Annotated in this window: 17 protein-coding genes; 9 read left to right on the top strand and 8 right to left on the bottom strand. The window is 68.9% G+C overall.

Going from position 1 to position 19479, the window contains the following annotated elements; genetic code table 11:
* Window positions 1-20 precede the first annotated feature (20 nt).
* Window positions 21-2087, bottom strand: coding sequence for a chromosomal replication initiator protein DnaA (gene dnaA, locus AC07DF_RS12750; protein ID WP_478970958.1), 2067 nt, complete (start codon window positions 2085-2087; stop codon window positions 21-23).
* 427 nt (window positions 2088-2514) lie between these two features.
* Here dnaA and rpmH point away from each other — a divergent pair, with 427 nt between their 5' ends.
* From rpmH to AC07DF_RS12705, 9 genes are all read left to right on the top strand, one after another.
* Window positions 2515-2652 carry a 50S ribosomal protein L34 gene (gene rpmH, locus AC07DF_RS12745; RefSeq protein ID WP_005482975.1) on the top strand — a complete coding sequence of 46 codons (138 nt, stop codon included), beginning with the start codon at window positions 2515-2517 and terminating at the stop codon, window positions 2650-2652.
* A gap of 21 nt (window positions 2653-2673) precedes the next feature.
* Complete coding sequence (gene rnpA / locus AC07DF_RS12740) at window positions 2674-3045, top strand: ribonuclease P protein component (RefSeq protein WP_376645736.1); 372 nt, start codon at window positions 2674-2676, stop codon at window positions 3043-3045.
* A complete protein-coding gene (gene yidD / locus AC07DF_RS12735; protein WP_184593887.1) occupies window positions 3042-3416 on the top strand; it encodes a membrane protein insertion efficiency factor YidD in 375 nt (124 codons plus the stop codon). The genes rnpA and yidD overlap by 4 nt, the downstream gene beginning before the upstream one ends.
* A 3-nt stretch (window positions 3417-3419) precedes the next feature.
* Window positions 3420-4694, top strand: coding sequence for a membrane protein insertase YidC (gene yidC / locus AC07DF_RS12730; protein ID WP_478969894.1), 1275 nt, complete (start codon window positions 3420-3422; stop codon window positions 4692-4694).
* 15 nt (window positions 4695-4709) lie between these two features.
* The gene (locus AC07DF_RS12725; protein ID WP_478969891.1) at window positions 4710-5219 is read left to right on the top strand and encodes a Jag family protein; all 510 of its coding nucleotides are present in this window, start codon (window positions 4710-4712) and stop codon (window positions 5217-5219) included.
* A gap of 125 nt (window positions 5220-5344) precedes the next feature.
* Window positions 5345-6061 (top strand): 16S rRNA (guanine(527)-N(7))-methyltransferase RsmG, encoded by a 717-nt coding sequence (rsmG, locus tag AC07DF_RS12720; protein WP_184593881.1) that lies wholly within the window; start codon window positions 5345-5347, stop codon window positions 6059-6061.
* Window positions 6062-6389: 328 nt separating this feature from the next.
* Entirely contained in the window at window positions 6390-7466 is a 1077-nt protein-coding gene (locus AC07DF_RS12715; RefSeq protein WP_189727359.1) for a ParA family protein, read from the top strand.
* Window positions 7463-8563 (top strand): ParB/RepB/Spo0J family partition protein, encoded by a 1101-nt coding sequence (locus AC07DF_RS12710; protein WP_478969888.1) that lies wholly within the window; start codon window positions 7463-7465, stop codon window positions 8561-8563. Before AC07DF_RS12715 ends, AC07DF_RS12710 begins: the two co-directional genes overlap by 4 nt.
* Window positions 8564-8883: 320 nt before the next feature.
* Window positions 8884-9501 carry a GNAT family N-acetyltransferase gene (locus AC07DF_RS12705; protein ID WP_399022164.1) on the top strand — a complete coding sequence of 206 codons (618 nt, stop codon included), beginning with the start codon at window positions 8884-8886 and terminating at the stop codon, window positions 9499-9501.
* Between the two features lie 89 nt (window positions 9502-9590).
* Here the strand turns inward: AC07DF_RS12705 and trxA are convergent, their stop codons facing one another.
* The 7 genes from trxA to AC07DF_RS12670 form a co-directional block, all read right to left on the bottom strand.
* Window positions 9591-9923: a thioredoxin gene (gene trxA, locus AC07DF_RS12700; protein ID WP_184593875.1), complete on the bottom strand. Its 333-nt coding sequence runs from the start codon at window positions 9921-9923 to the stop codon at window positions 9591-9593.
* Between the two features lie 46 nt (window positions 9924-9969).
* Window positions 9970-10938, bottom strand: coding sequence for a thioredoxin-disulfide reductase (trxB, locus tag AC07DF_RS12695; protein ID WP_478969886.1), 969 nt, complete (start codon window positions 10936-10938; stop codon window positions 9970-9972).
* Window positions 10939-11105: 167 nt separating this feature from the next.
* On the bottom strand, window positions 11106-12032 hold the full coding sequence (locus AC07DF_RS12690; RefSeq protein WP_478969884.1) for an anti-sigma factor family protein: 927 nt from the start codon (window positions 12030-12032) through the stop codon (window positions 11106-11108).
* Window positions 12029-12754, bottom strand: a complete 726-nt coding sequence (gene sigM, locus AC07DF_RS12685) for an RNA polymerase sigma factor SigM (protein WP_478969882.1) — start codon at window positions 12752-12754, stop codon at window positions 12029-12031. The genes AC07DF_RS12690 and sigM overlap by 4 nt, the downstream gene beginning before the upstream one ends.
* A 27-nt stretch (window positions 12755-12781) precedes the next feature.
* Window positions 12782-14479, bottom strand: coding sequence for a protein kinase family protein (locus AC07DF_RS12680; RefSeq protein ID WP_478969880.1), 1698 nt, complete (start codon window positions 14477-14479; stop codon window positions 12782-12784).
* A gap of 141 nt (window positions 14480-14620) precedes the next feature.
* Window positions 14621-16930, bottom strand: coding sequence for a murein biosynthesis integral membrane protein MurJ (gene murJ / locus AC07DF_RS12675; RefSeq protein WP_478969878.1), 2310 nt, complete (start codon window positions 16928-16930; stop codon window positions 14621-14623).
* Between the two features lie 42 nt (window positions 16931-16972).
* The gene (locus AC07DF_RS12670; protein ID WP_478969876.1) at window positions 16973-19378 is read right to left on the bottom strand and encodes a DUF6049 family protein; all 2406 of its coding nucleotides are present in this window, start codon (window positions 19376-19378) and stop codon (window positions 16973-16975) included.
* Window positions 19379-19479 lie beyond the last annotated feature (101 nt).

Here is a 19479-nt window from a genome sequence, read left to right as displayed (position 1 = left end):
GCGGTCTGTCGCTCGGTACCTCAGCCGTTCTTGATGCGGTTGGTCAGCTCGGTGACCTGGTTGTAGATGGAGCGGCGCTCGGCCATCAGATTGCGGATCTTGCGGTCCGCGTGCATGACCGTCGTGTGGTCGCGGCCGCCGAACAGCGCGCCGATCTTCGGCAGCGACAGGTCCGTCAGCTCACGGCACAGATACATGGCGATCTGCCGGGCGGTGACGAGGGCGCGTCCCCGGGAGGTGCCGCAGAGGTCCTCGACGGTCAGCCCGAAGTAGTCCGCCGTCGCGCTCATGATGGCCGTCGACGTGATCTCGGGGGCCGAGTCCTCGCCGCCGGGGATGAGGTCCTTGAGGACGATCTCCGTCAGGCCCAGATCCACCGGCTGCCGGTTGAGCGAGGCGAACGCCGTGACCCGGATCAGGGCGCCCTCCAGCTCGCGGATGTTGCGCGAGATCCGGGACGCGATGAACTCCAGCACCTCCGGCGGCGCGTTCAGCTGTTCCTGGACCGCCTTCTTGCGGAGGATCGCGATACGCGTCTCCAGCTCGGGCGGCTGGACGTCGGTGATCAGGCCCCACTCGAAACGGTTCCGCAGCCGGTCCTCCAGCGTGACCAGCTGCTTCGGCGGCCGGTCGCTGGACAGCACGATCTGCTTGTTCGCATTGTGGAGCGTGTTGAAGGTGTGGAAGAACTCCTCCTGCGTCGACTCCTTGTCCGCCAGGAACTGGATGTCGTCGACGAGCAGGATGTCCATCTCGCGGTACCGCTTGCGGAAGCTGTCGCCCTTGCCGTCGCGGATGGAGTTGATGAACTCGTTGGTGAACTCCTCCGAGCTCACGTACCGCACCCGAGTGCCCGGGTAGAGGCTGCGGGCGTAGTGCCCGATCGCGTGCAGCAGGTGCGTCTTGCCGAGCCCGGACTCCCCGTAGATGAACAAGGGGTTGTACGCCTTCGCCGGCGCTTCGGCGACAGCGACCGCTGCGGCGTGCGCGAAGCGGTTGGAGGCGCCGATGACGAAGGTGTCGAAGAGGTACTTGGGGTTCAGGCGCGCGGTGGGCTCACCGGGGCCGGTCGCCGGCGCGGGCTGCGCGGCCAGCGGGCCGGGCGCACCGGTGGTCGGCAGGTTCGGGCCGACGGGGCCGCCGCGGTGCACGTGCCCCGAGCCGGCCGGGGGCTCGGGCAGCTCCCGGCGGACCGCGTCGCGCTGGTCGTACTCGGGGCGTGAGGTGTCGTAGTCGGAGCGCGGCGGCTCGTAGGAGGGGCGCTCCATGGACTGCGGGCGGTAGTCCTGGGGGGACGAGCCGTACGACTCCTGTGATCCGTGGGAGCCACGGGATCCATGGGAGCCGTATGACTCCTGCGAGCCGTGGGGTCCGTAGGAGTCCTGGGGCCCGTGGGATTTATAGGAGTCCTGGGACCCGTAGGAGTCCTGCGCGTTGTACGAGTCCTGAGCGCCGCCGTACTGGTCCTGGCCGCTGTACTGGTCCTGGCCGCCGTACGGCTCCTGCGAGCCGTAGGAGTCCTGGGTCGGTGACGCGTACGGGTCACGCTCGGGGAAGCCGAGGCGCTGCTGCTGCCAGCCGTACTCGTCCTGCGTGGGCCGCGGCCAGGCGCCGGGCTCGGGGCGCTGGTACTCGGACGGGTACGCGGGGCGCGGGGTGGGCAGTTGATCTCCGCGCGTAGGCGGAAGCTGATCGCCTGCCGTTCCGGGCATCGGGTCGGCGCGGTGGCGGCCGTACCCCTCGTATCCGTCGCGGTCCTGGCGCGCGGCGGGGAGCTCGGGCTCCTCGTAGCGGGGCTGCTGGGGGCGGGCCTGGGGTGCTGGCGCTGCCGGGGGCTCGCCCGCGGAGTCGTCGACGGTGATCGCGATCCGGATCGGGCGGCCGCATTCGCGGCTCAGCGTCTCGCTGACGATGGGCGCCAGACGGCCCTCGAGTACGCCCTTCGCGAATTCGTTCGGTACGGCGAGCAGGGCGGTGTCCGCGACCAGCGCGAGCGGCTGGCAGCGCCGGATCCAGTGCTCGTCCTTGGTCTCGACCCCCTGACCGCGACCCTCCCCGAGGAGCTGCTCCAATACGCGTGGCCACACTGCGGCAAGATCGGCAGGTACGTCAGCCACAGGGCACGCTCTCTCACAGGTCCCACGAACGTGTGGTTCTGGGACGGCTTGGGATGTAATCCGGGTGGGTGGGCGGGAGCAAACCCGCCGGGGCGGGGACAAGGGAACGAATCGGAGTTCCGTCACGGTAGTCAGGGCGGCCGGTACGGTTCAAGTTGTTGTCCCCAGCCTGTGGACAAGTGTCTCCCGGCGACTCCTGGTTTGACCGGATGGCGTAGCCGCGCGTACCGTAACCAGGTCGAGTTGTCGATGGCTGCTGCCGCCTGCCTCCGATGGGCACAGATCATTTGGGTGATCGGTCAGCGGTGCACTCGGGCGTAACTGCGAGCTACTCGTGGGCGCACGGTGACAGCCAGGACGGCACCCCGCAACTACCGATTTCTTCTGGAGCCCCCGAGTGAGCAAGCGCACCTTCCAGCCGAACAACCGTCGTCGCGCGAAGACCCACGGCTTCCGCCTGCGGATGCGCACCCGTGCCGGCCGCGCGATTCTCGCGAACCGCCGCAGCAAGGGTCGCGCCAGCCTGTCCGCCTGATCCCGATCAGGTCATGACGTCGTGCTGCCTACCGAGCATCGGCTGAGGCGGCGCGAGGACTTCGCGACCGCAGTACGGCGAGGACGCCGGGCAGGACGCCCGCACCTCGTCGTCCACCTACGAAGCGGTGCCACGGACCCGCATGCGCCTGGGGAGAGCGCTCCCCCGACGCGTGCGGGTTTCGTCGTGAGCAAAGCTGTGGGTGGCGCGGTCGTGCGCAACAAGGTGAAGCGCCGGCTTCGCCATCTGATGCGCGAGCGAGTCGCCCAGCTGCCCCCCGGTAGCCTGGTAGTCGTACGAGCGCTGCCCGGTTCGGGCGACGCCGACCATGCACAGCTGGCCCGAGACCTGGATGCCGCTCTCCAGCGGTTGCTGGGAGGGGGCGCGCGATGAAGTACCCGCTGCTGGCTCTGATCAAGCTCTACCAGTGGACGATCAGTCCATTGCTCGGGCCGGTCTGCAAGTACTACCCGTCGTGCTCCCACTACGGCTACACGGCCATCGACCGGCACGGTGCCATCAAGGGAACGGCACTCACGGCCTGGCGCATCCTGCGGTGCAATCCGTGGTCGCTGGGTGGTGTGGACCATGTCCCGCCGCGCAAGCGCCCGCGGTGGCACGAAATGCTGCGTACCGCGTGGCGTGCACGCAAGGGCGGGCCCTCCGCCGCCGACCCGGCCATCGAGGGACAGACTTCTCCCACAAGTCAGTCCAGTCCTTCGAGCCCGGCCGCAGAGACACCGTCCCATGCCCAAGGAGCATGATTAGTGGACACGATTGCCAGCCTCTTCAGCTTCATCACCACACCCGTCTCCTGGGTCATCGTCCAGTTCCACTCGGTGTACGGCGCCCTCTTCGGCCCCGACACCGGGTGGGCCTGGGGCCTGTCGATCGTGTCCCTGGTGATCCTCATCCGTATCTGCCTCATCCCGCTCTTCGTGAAGCAGATCAAGTCGACCCGGGCCATGCAGACGCTGCAGCCCGAGATGAAGAAGATCCAGGAGCGCTACAAGAACGACAAGCAGCGTCAGTCCGAAGAGATGATGAAGCTGTACAAGGAGACGGGCACCAACCCGCTCTCCTCGTGCCTTCCCATCCTGGCGCAGTCACCGTTCTTCTTCGCCCTGTACCACGTGCTCAACAGCATCGCGACGGGCGACACCATCGGTGTGATCAACCAGAGCCTGCTGCAGAGCGCGCAGAAGGCCCACATCGTCGGTGCGCCGCTGGCGGCGAAGTTCACCGACAGCTCGTCGAAGGTGGAAGCACTCGGTGCCTCCCTCACCGACGTCCGCGTGGTCACCGCCGTCATGATCGTCCTGATGTCGGCGTCGCAGTTCTTCACCCAGCGCCAGCTGATGACGAAGAACGTCGACACCACGGTGAAGACACCGTTCATGCAGCAGCAGAAGATGCTGATGTACGTCTTCCCCGTCATGTTCGCCGTCTTCGGCATCAACTTCCCCGTCGGTGTCCTCGTCTACTGGCTGACCACCAACGTGTGGACCATGGGCCAGCAGATGTACGTCATCCGCAACAACCCGACCCCGGGTTCCAAGGCCCAGGCCTCGTACCTGGAGCGCCTGCAGAAGCACGTCGCGCAGCACAGCAAGGTCGGCCGGCGTCGCGACCGGGCCATCGTCAAGGCGATCGTCGCCAAGGGACGCGACCGCAACGAGTACGAGCGCAAGTTCATCAACGGCCTCAGCAAGGCCGGACTCGTCGCCCAGGCCGACGGCACCGTGATCAAGGGCGACACCTCGGCCGCTGTGGAGACCGAGGACGGTACGTCGACCACCGCCGCCCCGAAGCGCCAGCAGCCCAAGCGCCAGAGCAAGGCTCAGCGACAGCATGGTGGTGCGAAGCCGGCCGGCGAGGGCGAGTCCAAGACGTCGCTGAGCAAGTCGGACGAGCCCGAGGACGCCAAGCCCGCCGCCGCTGCCCAGAAGGGCGGCGCCAAGCCCGCCGGCGGTGCCCGCAGCAAGGCCCAGTCCGGACAGCGCAAGGGCCCGCAGCGGCCCAAGTCCCCGTCCAAGAAGTAAGAAGGAGTCCATCCCGTGACGGAAGGCACCACCTCCGCCGCTGCCAAGGGTGCAGACACCCTGTCCCGCCTGGAGCAGGAAGGCGAGATCGCTGCGGACTACCTGGAGGGTCTGCTCGACATCGCCGACCTCGACGGCGACATCGACATGGACGTCGAGGCCGACCGTGCCTCCGTCTCGATCATCAGCGACTCGGGCCGCGACCTGCAGAAGCTGGTCGGCCGCGACGGCGAGGTGCTGGAGGCGCTCCAGGAGCTCACTCGTCTGGCGGTGCACCGGGAGACCGGCGACCGCAGCCGTCTGATGCTCGACATCGCGGGATACCGCGCCCAGAAGCGCTCCGAGCTGTCCGAGCTGGGCGCCAAGGCCGCCGCCGAGGCTAAGAGCACCGGTGAGGCCGTGAAGATGAAGCCGATGACGCCCTTCGAGCGCAAGGTCGTGCACGACGCGGTCAAGGCCGCGGGCCTGCGCAGCGAGTCCGAGGGCGAGGAGCCGCAGCGCTTCGTCGTCGTGCTGCCCGCCTGATCGGCCCCTAGGTTCCCCGGCCCCGTCTGTTGCGCAGGCGGGGCCGAACTTTGTCAGCCTGATAGTTCTGGTGGTTCTGGCGTCGGCGCTGGGCGCGCTGACGCGGTACGGAAGGACGGTCCCCCGTGACGGAGGCAGCGGAGCTTCCCCCCGCGCCCGAGCAGGCGCGCGAGGTGTTCGGTGATCGCTTCGCGGATGCGGTGCGGTACGCCGAGCTGCTCGCGCAGGCGGGTGTGCAGCGCGGTCTCATCGGCCCGCGTGAAGTGCCCCGCCTGTGGGAGCGGCACCTGCTGAACTGCGCGGTGCTCTCGGAGGTCGTGCCGGAGGGTGTGACCGTGTGCGATGTCGGCTCGGGCGCGGGCCTGCCCGGCATTCCCCTGGCACTCGTCCGGGAGGACCTGAAGATCACGCTGCTGGAGCCGCTGTTGCGGCGCACCAACTTCCTCACCGAGGTCGTGGAGCTGCTCGGCCTCGATCACGTGACGGTCGTACGCGGCCGGGCCGAAGAGGTCATGGGGAAGATCCAGCCTGTCCACGTCGTGACCGCCCGCGCTGTCGCGCCGCTCGACCGTCTCGCCACCTGGGGCGTCCCGTTGCTGCGTCCCTACGGGGAGATGCTCGCGCTCAAGGGCGACGCCGCCGAGGAGGAGCTGAAGAGCGCGTCGGCGGCACTGAGCAAGCTGGGTGCTGTGGAGACGTCCATCCTGCACGTGGGTGAAGGCGTGGTGGACCCGATGTCCACGGTCGTTCGGGTCGAGGTCGGGGAGAGCCCCGGCGGTGTGCGCTTCGCGGCGAAACGCGCCAAGGCGGCTCGCACGGGTCGGGCACGTCGACGACGCTGAGCGGATCCCGTCCGGACGACGCTGATCTGTCGCGACGACGCTGCTTTGTCCCGACGACGCTGATCCGTCCTGAGGACGAGACGTACTCCACACAAGCTGCCAAACCGATGCATGCCGGAGTGTCGCGTCAGTTCGGCCACGGCTGCTGTGCATCGTGTTTCACGTGAAACGTCGCTCACTGCTGCACGGCATCATCAGTCGTGGCCGCGCTGCGGCCGAACCCCGCGACCGCAAGCCTCTCGGTTCACTCGATGAGGGAGCCGAGTTGTCCACAGAGGTGGATTTCTCCACAGAACGCCAGGCCTCACTGGTTCACGACCCCGAAGGCATGGGAGGCTCTGTTCATAGCGAGCCTGAAGTCGAGGAGAGTGAATCCTTGCGGTCCGACGCCAACATCGCGGGACCGATGACCGATCCGGTCCCCGGTCCCCGTACCGAGTCGATGGGGGCGGATGTTTCACGTGAAACACCGCCTCCGATGGACGACACTCCCATCGGTCGTGCTGCCCAACTGGCGGTGGAGGCACTGGGCCGCGCCGGCGAGGGCCTGCCACGGCCCGAGCAGACCCGAATCATGGTGGTCGCCAACCAGAAGGGCGGTGTGGGCAAGACGACGACGACCGTCAACCTTGCCGCGTCACTGGCCCTGCACGGCGGCCGCGTCTTGGTGGTCGACCTCGACCCACAGGGCAATGCGTCCACGGCGCTGGGTATCGACCATCACGCCGAAGTTCCCTCCATCTACGACGTGTTGGTGGAGAGCAAGCCGCTCTCCGAGGTCGTCCAGCCGGTCCCCGATGTCGAGGGTCTCTTCTGCGCACCCGCCACGATCGATCTCGCCGGTGCGGAGATCGAGTTGGTGTCCCTGGTCGCCCGGGAGAGCAGGCTGCAGCGTGCCATCCAGGCGTATGAGCAGCCGCTGGACTACATCCTCATCGACTGCCCGCCCTCACTCGGCCTCCTGACGGTCAATGCGTTGGTGGCGGGCCAGGAGGTCCTGATCCCCATCCAGTGCGAGTACTACGCGCTGGAGGGCCTGGGCCAGCTGTTGCGGAACGTCGACCTCGTGCGCGGGCACCTCAACCCCGCCCTGCATGTGTCGACCATCCTGCTCACCATGTACGACGGCCGGACGCGGCTCGCGTCCCAGGTCGCGGACGAGGTGCGCACCCACTTCGGCGACGAGGTACTGCGGACGAGCATCCCCCGTTCCGTCCGTATCTCCGAGGCGCCGAGTTATGGGCAGACGGTACTGACATACGATCCAGGTTCGAGTGGTGCCCTCTCATACCTTGAGGCGGCACGAGAGATCGCGCTGAAGGGCGTCGGCATCAGCTATGAAGCCACGCACGCCCACATTGGCGTACAGCAGAACGACCCGAGCATGGTGGAGGGCATCCAGTGAGCGAGCGACGGAGGGGACTGGGCCGTGGACTCGGCGCACTGATCCCTGCTGCCCCCACGGAGAAGTCGGTGGCCCAGGCGGCGGCAGGCAGTGCCGCGCCCACATCCCCCACGGCAGTGCCCGCACTGCCGAACGACCGTGGGGTGGCGGCAGCGAAGGTAGCGACTCTACCGACTGTTTCACGTGAAACAGAGGAGCCCATTCAGCCCAGTGCTCCCGCCGCGCCTGCGGCGCCCATCGGTGCGCACTTCGCCGAGATCCCCCTTGACGACATCACGCCGAATCCCCGGCAGCCGCGTGAGGTCTTCGACGATGACGCGCTGGCCGAGCTCATCACCTCCATCAAGGAGGTCGGGCTCCTCCAGCCGGTCGTCGTACGGCAGGTGGGTCCCGCCCGCTATGAGCTCATCATGGGCGAGCGCCGCTGGCGTGCCTGCCGCGAGGCGGGACTGGAGGCGATCCCGGCGATCGTGCGGGCCACGGAGGACGAGAAGCTCCTCCTGGACGCTCTGCTGGAGAACCTGCACCGCGCCCAGCTGAACCCGCTGGAAGAGGCAGCCGCCTACGACCAGTTGCTGAGGGACTTCAACTGCACGCACGACCAGCTGGCAGATCGCATCGGCCGGTCCCGCCCGCAGGTCTCCAACACCCTGCGCCTGCTGAAGCTCTCTCCGGCTGTCCAGCGACGCGTTGCCGCCGGGGTGCTCTCCGCCGGCCACGCACGAGCACTGCTGTCCGTCGAGGACTCGGAGGAGCAGGACAGGCTGGCCCACCGCATCGTGGCCGAGGGGCTCTCGGTACGGGCTGTCGAGGAGATCGTGACCCTGATGGGCTCACGGCCTCAGAAGGCGCAGCGGCCCAAGGGCCCGCGTGCCGGTGCCCGGGTCTCTCCCGCGCTGTCCGACCTCGCCACGCGGCTGTCGGACCGCTTCGAGACGCGGGTGAAGGTCGACCTGGGGCAGAAGAAGGGCAAGATCACCGTCGAGTTCGCCTCCATGGAGGACCTCGAGCGGATCCTCGGTTCCCTTGCTCCTGGAGAGGGGCCGGTCCTGCAGACGAGCCTTCTGGAGGGCGACCCCGAGGAGAGCGAGTCCTGAGCCTCCGGCAGGAGTCTCCGCTGTGCATCCGACAGAGCGGACCGTGTCCGGTGTGTACCGGAACATGGCCCGCTCTTTCCTTTCTGGCGGTATCTATGGAATCGCATCGTGGATACGATGCGTTGGGGTACGGCGCGACCACCCGGCAGCACCTCTGAAAGGCAGGCAGGGGCCATGGGAACGATGAGCCGCACCGGACTGGTGAGCGCCGGTTTGGGACTGGGGGCGGTCGGTGGGTTCATCGGCAGTCTCCTCAGGGAACGGAGTGCTCTGACAGCCGCCCGCGATGCGGCGGGCGAAGGAAGCGAGGAACAGCCTTCATGGGGCGTCGGCTCGTACCGCTCACGCTGGACAACCTTCAGGACCTTCCCAAGCGCTGTCGCTCGTGTGTCTTCTGGGAGCTCGACCCAGTCAGCGGTGAGGCCGCGGTAAAGGCGGGCACACCGGCCTTGGAGAAGGAATCCTGGATCTCGGCTGTTCTGCTGGACTGGGGATCCTGCGGCCGGGTCGTGTACGTCGACGATGTGCCGGTGGGCTTTGTGCTCTATGCCCCGCCCGCCTACGTCCCCCGCTCCACGGCGTTTCCCACGAGTCCCATCTCTCCCGACGCGGTTCAGCTGATGACCGCGTTCATCATGCCGGGCTATCAGGGGCAGGGACTGGGCCGGGTGATGGTCCAGACGGTCGCCAAGGATCTGCTGCGGCGCGACTTCAAGGCGATCGAGGCGTTCGGAGATGTGCGCTGGAAGGAGCCGGCCTGTGTGCTGCCGGCTGACCATCTCCTGGCGGTGGGCTTCAAGACGGTCAGGCAGCACCCCACCAGTCCCCGGTTGAGGCTGGAGCTGAGATCGACGCTCTCCTGGAAGGAAGACGTCGAGATGGCGCTGGACCGGCTCCTGGGCGCCGTACAGAAGGAGCCGGCGCTGCGACCGCTGTAGTGCGGTCAAACGAATGGGCCAACCCTTCCGGGTTGGCCCATTCGTGTTTCACGTGAAACATGCACCGCCGCTGCGACGGCTCAGCCGATTCACTCGGCGATGAACTCCTCGAGGTCGCGTACGATCGCGGCCTTCGGCTTGGCGCCCACGATGGTCTTGGCAACCTCGCCACCCTGGTAGACGTTCAGGGTCGGGATGGACATGACGCCGTACTTGGCGGCCGTACCCGGGTTCTCGTCGATGTTCAGCTTGACGACCTCGATCTTCTCGCCGTACTCGGAGGCGATTGCCTCGAGGGACGGCGCGATCTGGCGGCACGGCCCGCACCAGGCGGCCCAGAAGTCCACCAGGACAGGCTTGTCGCTCTTGAGGACATCCTGCTCGAAGGAGTCGTCGGTCACATTCTTCAGGGTGCCGGCCACGGCGGGCTCCTTAACTGGTTGGTGCGCGGGGCGGGTACGGAGGGGTTCAGACAGAGGTCTTCTCGGGCTCGGGCTGCTCTTCGTCCGCGAGGGCGGCGAGGAAGCGCTCGGCGTCGAGCGCAGCGGAGCAGCCGGTCCCGGCCGCGGTGATCGCCTGGCGGTAGGTGTGGTCGACCACGTCGCCGGCACCGAAGACACCGGTCAGGTTCGTGCGCGTCGACGGCGCCTCCACCTTCAGGTAGCCCTCTTCGTCCAGGTCGAGCTGACCCTTGAAGAGCTCGGTGCGGGGGTCGTGACCGATCGCGATGAACAGGCCGGTCACCGCCAGGTCGGAGAGCTCACCGGTCTTGAGGTTGCGCAGCTTCAGGCCCGAGAGCTTCGGGTCGCCCTGGATCTCGGCGACCTCGCTGTCCCATACGAACTTGATCTTCGGGTCGGCGAAGGCACGCTCCTGCATGGCCTTGGAAGCGCGCAGGGTGTCGCGGCGGTGGACCACGGTCACGGACTTGGCGAACCGCGAGAGGAAGGTGGCCTCCTCCATGGCGGTGTCGCCGCCACCGATCACGGCGATGTCCTGGTCCTTGAAGAAGAACCCGTCACAGGTGGCGCACCAGGACACCCCACGACCGGAGAGGGCGTCCTCGTTCGGCAGACCGAGCTTGCGGTGCTGCGAGCCGGTGGAGACGATGACGGCCTTCGCCCGGTGGACGGTACCGGCGGTGTCCGTGACGGTCTTGATCTCGCCGGACAGGTCGACGGCCACGACATCGTCCGGGACGAGTTCGGCGCCGAAGCGCTCCGCCTGGGCACGCATGTTGTCCATGAGCTCGGGGCCCATGATGCCGTCCTGGAAGCCAGGGAAGTTCTCGACGTCGGTGGTGTTCATGAGCGCACCGCCGGCGGTGACGGCGCCCTCGAACACCAGTGGCTTCAGCGACGCGCGCGCGGTGTAAAGCGCTGCCGTGTAGCCGGCGGGCCCGGAGCCGATGATGATCACGTTACGGACGTCGCTCACGGCTTGTTTCCTCGTCTCTGGTCTGCATCGTTCGACCGGTGGGAGCTTCTCTCGGAACTCTCACACCACCCAACGGATCCTAAGGGGCGCGCATTCCCGCTGTGTCCGGGCACACGGAGATGCGGCACTGTGCTGGATACCACGCAGGGCAAAGACGATGCACTCGCTCAGGAGGACGAGTAGGAGCGCTCCAGGAGGACCTTGCCCCCAGCAGTGGACGCCTGGTGATCCACACAGGTCGCGTCGACGATATAGGCGGTGACCCGGGTGGCGTCGGTGGCGTCGGGAAGCAGCACGAGCATGGCCTTCTTCCCCTGATACCGGCCGTTCTCCACAGCCAGGGCCGCGTCCTTGCGCCCGATGCCGTCACGGACGCAGCCAGGCACGGTGGGCTCCCTGAGGACCCTGGGGTGGTTGCTGCCGGGGGCGGTCGCCGCGCCGAGGGGGGTGCGGGAACTGCCGCCTTCCTCGCTCTGGTTCTCGGCCAGGAGATCGGTGACCTGCTTCTGCAGCTTCCCCTCGGAGAAGGTGTCCGCCGCGGTGGTCTGCTGGTCGCCCGCTGTGTCGTGGGGCGGCTTGTTGTCGCCGAGTGACGACAGCAGGACGGAGCCCAGCCCCAGGGCTGCCACCGTGAAGACGGTCCCCAGGACGGCGATCCTGCGCCGCCCGTTCCGCGTGCGTCCCTTGCGTCCGGGTCCCGTGGTGGAAGAGCGGGGGCGGCTGGCGGGCCGGTCGGCGGGCGTCGATGTTTCACGTGAAACATGTGCACCGCTGTCGTCCTCGGCAGCCGAGCGGGAAGCACTGACCGGCGTCGGCCCGTCTTCGGCCTCGGGCTCCGTGGCGTTCAGCAGAGCCTCGGCGGCGAGTGCGGCATCGATGCGGCCTGCGACATCGGCGGGCATACGCGGCGGTCCTGGCAGCGTGCCGAGCAGACCGCGGATCTCCTCCAGTGATGCATAGACGTCCGCGCAGAGCTCGCACTCGTCCAGATGGCGACGCACGTCGGCGCTCCGGGACGGCGGGAGAATGCCTTCGGAGAGGTCGGAGATCTCCGCGACGTCCGGGTGCCCGGCCATGTCTGTCGTCGACGTCACGCTCGTCCACCTCCGCCCTTCACTGCAGCTGAGTCACTCGGTCCTGTGTCCGGCGGTCCCGCTCGGCGTGGTCCCGCTGCGGGTGGGACGGTTGGCTCTTGCGTCCGGTTCCGTTCCCCGCCCGGGTTCTTGTCCTGGCCGCCGCTGTCCGGTCGTAGATGGGTGAGCAACGGCAGGAGTCTGGCTCTGCCGCGTGCGCATCGGCTCTTGACCGTGCCGGTCGGCACGTCGAGGATGCGGGCCGCCTCCGCGACCGGGTAGCCCTGCATGTCCACCAGGACGAGTGCCGCGCGCTGGTCGGTCGGCAGGGTGCCCAGGGCTTCGATGAGCTGCCGGTGGAGATCGTTGCGCTCGGCGGGCGCGGAAGCCGACTCGTGCGGCTCCAGCAGCTGCTCGAGGCGCTCGGTGTCGTCGACGGGAGAGGTCTTCCGGGAGGCGACCTTGCGGGCGCGGTCCAGGCAGGCGTTCACCGTGATCCTGTGCAGCCAGGTTGTGACGGCCGACTGGCCCCGGAAGGTGTGAGCGGCCCGGTAGGCGGAAACGAGGGCGTCCTGCACCGCGTCAGCGGCCTCCTCGCGGTCCCCCAGCGTCCGCAGGGCGACGGCCCAGAGGCGATCGCGATGCCGCCGCACGATCTCACCGAAGGCGTCGGGGTCGCCTTCGACATGGCGGGCGAGCAGATCCTGATCGCTTACTCCGTCGTACCCGGTGCCGTCTGCCATCGGCCTCCTTCCTCGAGGCAGATGCCGTCAGCTGGTCACCTTGATGTCCGCCACCCTGCCGCGCCACTTGCCGTCGTCCGACTGCATGGGCAGCTCGGTCAGCCACACCAGGAGGTAGCGGCTCTTGAGGGCCTTGGGCTTGAGTTCCACTGTCGTCCCGGCGCCCTCGGCGACCTTGGTGTAGGCGTCGAAGGATGTCGGCTCCGAGCCCGCGTCCGCGCTCGCGCTGCGTAGCTCGACCGAGGTGTCCCCGACGAAGGTGACCTTCACCTTGCCGACCTGCTGGACCTTGCCGAGGTCGAGGATGACACCGACACCCGACTTCAGGCGGCCGAAGTCCGAACTCAGGTAGAAGTCCGTCTGCCAGTACGTGGCCGTGCTGTTGTCGTAGACCTTCCCTATGTCGGACGGCTTCTCGGAACCGTCAGCGCCGAAGGGGTCGAAGTCGCGAGCACCGCTGATGGCGATGGGCTTGCCGCCCGTCGGCTTCTTCGGGCTCTTGTCGTTCCCGTCGTTCGTCTGCGTCTGGCCCGGGTCCTCGTTCTTGCCGCCCTGGTCCATGAGCGCGTCCGCCAGCTGCCAGCTGCCGAGGCCCAGTGCGGCGATCAGGAGCGCGGACACGGCCCACTTCAGGGCCTTGCCCGTGCGGCTCTGCAGTGGGGGCGGTGGGCTCGGGACCGGCTGGGTGGCGCCGAGGCGCGGGGCCTGGCGGCCGTACGTGCCCTGCTGGTACGTCGTGCGCTGGTACTCGGGCGGGGCGGTGAACGCCGGCTCCGGCGGGCGGATGCGGGGCATCTCGCCGATCGCCTTCACCAGCTCCTCGGGCGTCGTGCACGGCGACTCGTGCCGGGACGCGGTGGCTCCGTCGTTGACGAGCGCGCGCATGGACAGCTCGGAGAGCCCGCGGTGCACACCGGCACGCACCTGGTCGGGTGCGATCAGGCCGATGTCCTTCGGCAGGCCGGACAGGCCGTAGGCGTCGCTCTCGTACGGCCAGCGCTGGGTGAGCGCCGCATACAGCAGGGCGCCGATGGCCTCGGTGTCGGTGCGCTGCGGGGTGTCGGTCGTGATGCCGCGCAGGGCGGCGTTCACGGCGAGTCCGCGGATGCGCCACTGACCGGTCGAGGTGCGCAGCACGGCGTTGGGGTTCAGCCGCAGATGGGCGAGACCCTCGCGGTGCGCGGCGGCCATGGCGGAGGAGATCTGACTGACCATCTGGTAGGCGTCGTACGGTTCCAGCGGCCCGGAGGCCAGGAGCGGGGTCAGCTCCGTCGCGTCGGGAAGCCATTCGTGGACGACGTAGACGAGGTCGTTCTCCTCCACCGCGTCCAGTACCTGGACGAAGCGGGGGTCGCCGAGGAGCGCGGAGGAGCGTGCGGCGGCCAGGACCGAGCGGGCCCGTGAATGGTCGGCGGGCAGGATGTGCACGCCGACGGCGCGGCGGAGCTTCTCGTCCACGGCACGCCAGCTGCTGAAACCGTCCAGACGGGTGACGCACTCCTCGAGGCGGTAGCGTCTGGCGAGTTTGTGCCCACTGTGCAGTTCAGGCGGCGAGGTCGTTCCGGGACCGTCGGTCCGGGTGCTCTCCTGTACCTCGTCGCTGTCCGTGTCCCGCTCCCGGTTCTTGGCCACCCCGTCGGCCGTGGACTGGTCCGCCTTCGCGGTCAGCGACGAGTCGTCGCTGTTGTCTGCCACGTCGACGGCAGCCGTACTACGTTCCGCCACCGTCGTTCCTGCCTCCCCATCCATGTGCGCGCCGTCCGGCATCCGTTGCGCGCCGTCCGACGCCGAAACCAATTGTGCCCACAGTCCGCCGCTATGCACGACACGCAGCGGCTGACGATGGTTGTGCGCCTACCCCCCGACTCAGCGTCCCAGGCGCCCGCGAACCATGCCGACCAGCGAGTTGAGTTCCTCGATGCGCATGCGGCGGGCGGCGACGAAGAAGATCCCGAGGTGCACGGCACCGCCGGCCAGTACTCCGGCGATCGAGCCCCCGACGCCCTGGCCGAGGGTCTGGCCGATGCCGTAGCAGGCCGCGCCGCTGAGCAGGGCGGCCGGGATCGACGCGATGCACAGCCGGGCGTAAGTCCGCAGGACACGGGCGCCGTCGAGGTCCCCGCCCAGCCGCTTGCGCAGCCGGCTCCAGGCGACGCCGACACCGATCGCGTACGCCAGGCCGTAGGAGGCGGCCATGCCGACCACGGCCCAGCGGGACGGCATGACGAAGTAGCAGATCGCCGACGCGCCCGCGTTGACCGCGGCCACGATGACCGTGTTGTAGAAGGGGGTTCGGGTGTCCTCGTAGGCGTAGAAGGCGCGCAGCACGACGTACTGCACGGAGTACGGGATCAGGCCGAGACCGAACGCCATCAGCATGAAGCCCATGTTGGTGGCCTCGCTGGTGCCCGAGGAGCCGAACATCAGCGTGCACATGGGGATGCCGAGCGAGAGGAAACCGAACGCGATCGGCACGATCGCGACCGCCGTGGTGCGCAGGCCCTGGGAGATGTCGTCGCGGACGGCGCCACCGTCGCCCTCGGCCGCCGAGCGCGACAGACGCGGCAGCAGAGCCGCCATGAGGGAGACCGTGATGATGGCCTGCGGCAGGCCCCAGATCAGCTGTGCGTTGGCGTAGGCGGAGAAGCCGGTGCCGTCGACGGGCGAGTCCTTGCCCGCCGCCGTGGACAGCCAGACGACGACCATGGCGCCCGCCTGGTTGGCGAGGACGAACAGGACCGTCCACTTGGCGAGCGTGATGGCCTTGCCGAGGCCCTGGCCCTTCCAGTCGAAGCGCAGCCGCAGCCGGAAGCCGGTCTCGCGCAGATAGGGGATCATCGCCAGCGCCTGGACCACGAGGCCGAGCAGGACGCCGATGCCGAGGAGGCGCTGGCCCTCCGGCGGGATGGTCGTGACCTCCATCCCGGAGTCGGCCGCGGTGCCGTAGACATAGATGAACATGCCCAGCGTCACGATGATGACGATGTTGTTCAGGACCGGGGTCCACATCATCGCGCCGAACTTCCCGCGGGCGTTGAGGATCTGGCCCATCACCACGTGGACGCCCATGAAGAAGATCGAGGGCAGGAAGTACTGGACGAAGGTGATCGCGACCTGATTCGCGGCGGGGTCGCTGGCGATCGAGGGGGACATCATGCGGATCAGGAGCGGCGCACCGAAGATCGCGAGTGCGGTGAGCGCGCCGAGCGCCACCATGACGAGGGTCAGCAGGCGGTTGGCGTACGCCTCGCCGCCGTCCTCGTCGTCCTTCATGGCGCGCACGAGCTGCGGCACGAAGACGGAGTTGAGACCGCCGCCGACCGTGAGGATGTAGAGCATCGTCGGCAGCTGGTAGGCGACCTGGAAGGTGTCACCGAGGAAGCCGACGCCGATGGCCGACACGATCAGCGCGGAGCGGATGAAGCCGGTGAGGCGGGAGACCATCGTGCCCGCCGCCATCACGGCGCTGGACTTCATGAGCCCGGCGGCGCGGCCGCCCTTCTTGGGGGCTGGCGAGGCCGCGGGCTCCGGGGCGGGAGGCGGGTCGCCGATGTGCGGCGTCGGTGCGGTCTGGCCGGGCGCGCCGTACGGACCCTGCGCCCCGTACTGGCCCTGCCCCGCGTACTGGCCCTGTCCCATCTGGCCCGGGGCCTGGGACGGGCCGGGGACCGACGGCTGCTCGTACGACGGGTGACCGCTGTTCTGCTGCTGGTCCCTGTAGAGGTGTGCGAAGGCGTCCGGCTCCTGGCGCGGCTCGCCCGCCTGGGAGACCAGATCGTCCACCCCCACGAACTGGGTGGTCCTGGGGTCGTCGCCGTACGGCAGGTGCCGCGTCGGGCCCTCCGGCTCCGGCGCGGGCGTCTGGGCCCACACCCGAGGGTCGGGCGCGTACGGCGACTGCGGCGGCTGGGCGTACATCTGCTGCGGCTGGTACGTGCCCGGAGGGGGCGGCGGGTGCGCGGCGCGGTCGTAGAGCGCCTCGGCGACCGGGTCCTGGGCGGAGAGGTCCTGTGCCCGGTAGGGGTCCTGGTCGTAGGCGTCCTGGAGGTACATGTCCGCGGGGGGCTGCGGCGGTACCTGGCCGTGCTCGGCCGACGAGCCCTCGGGCCCACCCGACTCGGGGTAGCCCGGGCTGCCCGCGGCACGGCCGCGGTCACCGTCGTACGGCGCGTTCATGGTTACCCCACCTCATCGTCCCCGGCCCACCGGCCACGACATCTAACGGTCCACTCTCTCACCCGTGCCGGACGGGTCGGCGCTTTCCGCTGCGGTGTCCGGGGCCGGGTCACTCGGCTGCTCCGGGCCCTCTGCCCGTGGTCCGGCCCCGGTCTCCTGCTTGAGACGGTCGCCGGGGGCCTCGGGGTTCTGCGCAGCGCCGACCGGGCTCTGCGGGCTGTCGGCGTCGTCGTCCGTACCGGCGGTGCCGTCCTCGCCCGTCTCGCCGGCGGCGGCGCGCTTGCGCTGGGTGTACATACGGAAGCCGGCGAGGACCAGGAGCAGGACACCGCCGCCGATGACCAGCATCACGGTGGCCGTGACTTCGGTGACCTTCACGTCGAAGGTGACGGGGGCGCCGTACTTCTGGCCGTCCTCGGTGTACAGCTGGGCGACGACCTCGGCCCGGCCGTTGGCGTTGGCGGACGTGTTGAACTTCACCGACTGGCTGTGGCCGCCGTTCACCGTGACGCGCTGTTCCTCGTAGGCGTCGTCGCCGATCTTCAGGCGCGTCGGGTTCTTCGACGTGAGCCGCAGCTCCAGGTGCTCGACGCCCTGGACCAGGTTGTTCTGGACGGTCACGGGGATCGTGGCGCTGCGGCCGGAGAGCTTGGTCTCCGACTTCTCGATCAGCTTGACCCCATCGGTGAGCCCGTCGAGGTACGACTCGACACCGTCGCGGTACCCCGCCGCCGCCACGCCCCGGCCACGCCACGACGTGGACATCTCACGGTTCATGGCCCGCCCGAAGGGGGTCACCACCCGGGACTGGTCGGTGAGGATCACCTTGAAGCGGTCGAGCTTGCCCTGTGTCCTCGCGATCTGCTCGAAGCCGGCTCGAAGCAGCTCCTGGTTACGCAGCGAGGCGGGATATGCGGAGGTCGATGGCACCTTGGTGTTGGCCGCCGGGTCCGGCTTGGCCTTGGCGGCGTCCGCGAGGTCCTGAGAGTCGGACCAGGTGCCGCTCTGGAGGGTCGCCAGCGCCTCGGCCATGGCCTGCGCCTGGCTCACGGAGGGCATGCGCTGCGGAGCGACGACGACACTGCGCTGCTTGCCGGTCTGCAGGCCGAGCGTCAGGCTCTGGGCCAGGAAGCGCTGCACGGCGAGCGTGGACGCGGAGGCCTTCGTCAGGTTGCCCTGGAACGCCGTGGACATCCTGGCATCCGCGACGACCGCCGTGGTGCCGCCTCCGACGGGCCGGGCCGCCGACGGCGTGTACGACAGATTGTCCTGGAGGCTGTCGCTGCGGGCGATCACCTTGTCGGCGCCCGCGGAAGTCGCGACCTTCACGATCGACGGATCGACGGCGCCGTCCGCGGGCCAGGCGAAGTCGGTGGACGGTGTCACGTGGAGGATCGTCTCCACCGTGTCGTCGACGACGTCGGTGGCCTCCTTGAGGTGGCTCAGCGATCCCGTGACGTTCGTGCCGTTGTGGGCGAGGGAGGCCAGGTCCGGGTCGCCGAAGGGCAGGGCGACGACCTCCTTGCCCGTGACGGCCTGCTGGAGCTCGGCGAGCCACTGCTTGGCGACCGCCTGGTTCCGGCCGGGAGTGGTGGTGCCGTCCTCGTCCTTGACCTCGTAGTTCCGCGTCATCGCGTCGACGGACGCCAGCAGGTCCGGGTCGATCACCCAGGTGATGTCGAGACCCTTGCCCAGCGACACCATCTGGTCGAGACGGCCGCCCGGAGCGATCTCCTCGGCGAGGTCGTCGTTGCGGAAGACCGGCGTCTGCTGCTCGTTCGACCCCGTCTCGGCCGTCATGTGGACGGTGGAGGTGAGCGGCCACATGAACGTGGTCTTCGTCTTGGTGCCGGCCTCCTCGGGCTGCCACGGCAGGAATGTGCGCTGGACCCCCAGGACCTGGTCCCAGGGCTGCGCGGAGGTCTCCCCGGAGAGCGCGACGGCCAGCTGGTAGACACCGTCCGGGCCGAGGTCCAGCTCGTCGGCCGGCACGGAGATGTTGAAGGGCTCGGCCACGCCGGGGGTGAGCTTGGAGAACTTCTCGCTGTACTTGCCGCCGACCGCCTTGCCGGTGGGTCCCTGGACGGCGTCGCTCTTCTTGGCGAGGGCGTCGATGGAGGAGCGGGTGTCGAGCGAGGGGCCCACCCGCAGATCGACGTGGGCGTCGGTGACCGGCTGCTTGCCGTTGTTGGTGACCGTGCCCGACACGTTCACCGTGTCCCCCTCGGAGGGGGCGGTGGGGCTGAGCGAGTCGACGGCGACGGACACCGAGCCCGCGCCGGCGGCCGCCTGCGGGGCCTCCTGTCCGGCCGCGTCCGCCGGCGCCGCGGCGGGCAGCTGGACCAGCCCGGCCAGCAGGGGCGCACCGGCGAGCAGTGCCCCGGTGCGCCGGAGCCACCGGCGGGCCGGTGAGGCACTGGTCCCCTGGAAGTCTGCCGCGTCGGCCACGCGCTTCGCCCGTCCCTCGTCGTCGTCAGTGGTCGTCGGAATGTGCGTCCACGCATGGTAACGATGCGCGCTGAGGGGAAGTGCCGCGGTCCGCTCCACAA

This window comes from Streptomyces sp. NPDC044719, assembly GCF_056433405.1.
This window is presented reverse-complemented; position numbering and strand designations above follow the sequence as displayed.